This window comes from Paenibacillus sp. OT2-17 (assembly GCF_009827695.1).
In the GTDB taxonomy this organism is placed as follows: Bacteria; Bacillota; Bacilli; order Paenibacillales; family Paenibacillaceae; genus Paenibacillus; species Paenibacillus polymyxa_B.
This window is the reverse complement of sequence record NZ_WUDQ01000441.1, coordinates 1-3116: the sequence shown is the minus strand read 5'-3', so window position 1 is coordinate 3116 and position 3116 is coordinate 1. Positions and strand designations below refer to the sequence as shown.

Below are 3116 nucleotides of genomic sequence, written 5' to 3'. Positions count from 1 at the left end.
TAACGGATGAGAGTCAACGAGCTGTGCTGCTGGAGATGGGAGTTACTCAATCCAAGTATATTGCCGATCATTACATGGAAGGCGACAAGGCCAAAGAGTTTCTGGAAACCATGAACCAGATTGCTAGTATTGCTTTGACACGATCCACTGATCCAGAGACCGGAGATATTAGCTACACGACTCCAATAGATCGTCCGTCAGGTGCTCCTGAGGATTATGTCAAGCTGTCGGAAGTGATGAAGCAGGTTGATCCTCAAAAATATACTGCGTACATGAATGATATTAAAGGTGGAGGAAATGGGCTGAGCCAACTGTTAAATTTTGCGCAAAAGGTTCCTCAACATCCCGATTGGATTGAGAAATACAAGGAACGTACGGGACAGAATGCAGAGTTGCTCAATAACACACCGCTAAACAATCGGTTTGACAAAGCTGATACGACATCATCTTCTGCTTTTATGAACAGTATGCAAAATCTTCTTAAGCAATCTTCCGCTACTCAGGATTCTTACATGCAGAATATGCGAGGATTTTTTCGAAAATTAGGCGTTCAGGTTCATTAACACCTTCAAATAATTTGTCAGTTCTGTTTACAACCTGATTGGAACGAAGTATAATAGCTTCAAAACATACTCGTGATATAGAGGAAGCACCTCAAACCTAGGCATTAACGCCTTTGTTTGAGGTGCTTTTTCTATTTTACCCGAAGCGAGTTTGTAAAACTCTTTGAAAATAAAATAAAGTAAGGAGAAGTGTATGTATCGAAAAAATAAGCGAAAGGTAAGGAAGTATAGGAAGTGGGTGTACGGATTTTTGGCTGTAGTCCTACTATTAACGATAATTCCCATATTTCCGGAAAGGGTATCAGCTGCTACTCAGGAGATCATTGGAGGCCCTTTTTGCCAAAACAATTTGCCGGGTGGAGGCGACAGTTGGGGCTCTTGGTCAGGAAGTGGGATAGGAGCAACGGAAGTATACACTGGCATGGGTTCGGCGAGATATAAATGTGATGGTACTACGCAGCCGACAAATCGTTTTATTGATATTGGAAGATCTATTAAGACTTCTGATTATAGAATTTTTGTTTACATTGAAGGGTCGTATCATACTGATATATATACATCTAATAACGCAGCAGGCGACAGTTGGAGGCCTAACGGAACGAACTTATACACATGGACTAATGTAACGAAATTCTATGCCGATAGATTTTACCAGGGAAAATGGATAGATATCACCGACTCTATTACATTAAGGGATGTTCGATATTTCAGAGCGGTGGGAACTAACCAACAGACAAGCAATGAAATATCCAAGTTTGGAATCCGTGTTATTCCCAAATCGGACCTAATGCCTAAACCACCTCAGATCCATGCAGGTACAGAGGGACAAGCGATTACAGGATGGACCAAAGAACCCGTAACCGTGTGGATAAATGGGGACGTGGCTCCTGAAGGGCTAAAATACTATGAATATAGCCTGAATGGAGGAGCATTCCAGCCATACACAGGTCCCTTTACTGTATATGATCACGGTGTAAATACGATCTATGCCCGGACAGTAGACGTGAATAACCAGTATAGTGGTCTTTCTTCCGGGAATGTCCGAATAGACAAGATGTCACCAACTCCACCCATCCTAAACGCAACGGGAAACAGTAATGACTATACGATTTCATTACAACCGGGAACAGACGATTATTCTGGACTAGCCCATACTCAATTTCGTTTGACGGGCGTTGTGAATCAAGATTGGCAGGATTATAGTGGAGTGTTTCATGTGAATAAAGATGGTAAAAGCACGGTACATGCACGCTCCATTGACGGCGTCGGTAATGTGAGCCAAGAAGTAAGCAAAGAAGTCACCATTGATAAAAAGGGACCGACTGCTCCTGTCATCCGGGCTAGTGAAACAGGCCCAACGAACCATGATGTGAATATTACCATTGATTCAGGAAGTGACCTTACAAATGGAATTAAGATGACACAGTATCGCTTGATTCCATCAGGGGAGTGGTTGACCTACAAGGGTACTTTTACATTAAATGCAGAAGGGATTTACGAATTATCAGCGCGGACGATCAATAATCTCGACGTGTCTAGTCCAATCGTGACTCAATCGGTCATGATTGATCGAACCAAGCCAACGCCTCCGAAAGTTACGTTTTCCGAGGTGACGATACCTACCGGATATACCAATAAGCCAGTGCAGTTTACTCTATCGGGTGCGACGGATACTACAGCAGTACATTATGAATATCAATTGGGTTCTGGCACCTATGTGTCTGGTTCGTCTGGAATATTAAATGGTTCGGGTATCGTAAAATTGACTGCTCAAGCTGTAGATGCAGCTGGGAATCGAAGTGATCCAGTATCCGCAATATCTTATATTGATTTGGAACCACCGACGATTCAACTGACGCCGGATTCGCGTGAATGGAAAGATACCCATATTCATGTGAGGATACGATATGCCGATCAGCATTCGGGGATTGAGTCATCCACAATGCAGTATAAAATCACGAACAGCCCTGATTCACCAGAAAACTGGGATGCTTCAGCCGATACAACAATCCAGATGGATCTTTCAGATGAAGGTGAATGGTATGTTCATGCCAAGGTCAAAGACAGGGTGGGTAACATTTATGAAACGGTCAGCAGTGCACTTCGCATTCAAAGGCAGCCCCAGTCGGTTGTGCTCTCTGCGACATCCATACGAAATACAGAAGCTGATTTGCAGTGGACTCTCCCGTCTGGTCTTGATGATGGTTACGTTTATACAGTCCGAAATCTAACAACTAATGAGGTTTGGGATGTTACGCATCCGACAAATTCTTTTACAGATAGAGGGCTACAAGGAGGGCGGCAATACGAATATGAAGTGCGTTCTAGTAATCATGTGGGAGGTAATGCGTATTCTAATCGAGTCCATATATTAACGTTACCTGATGCCCCTGAGCATATCCAGTTACGACCTGTCTCTCGTCATTCTGCAGAAATCATGGCTGACTTTACGCCAGTCTCATCAGCTAACAAATATAATATTACAGCAGCAGACGTAAGTACGGGAGAAATCATATTTAAGGATACGGTTACACAGGATGTGTATAATCCAAT

1 protein-coding gene and 1 pseudogene are annotated in these 3116 nt (G+C 43.0%); both read left to right on the top strand.

Annotation, left to right across the window (positions count from 1 at the left end):
- Positions 1–563: pseudogene (locus tag GRP75_RS22725) on the top strand (hypothetical protein); the annotation flags it as partial.
- A gap of 193 nt (positions 564–756) precedes the next feature.
- Positions 757–3116 (top strand): fibronectin type III domain-containing protein (locus GRP75_RS22720; protein WP_160790436.1); only part of this gene is annotated, 2360 nt, incomplete at its 3' end.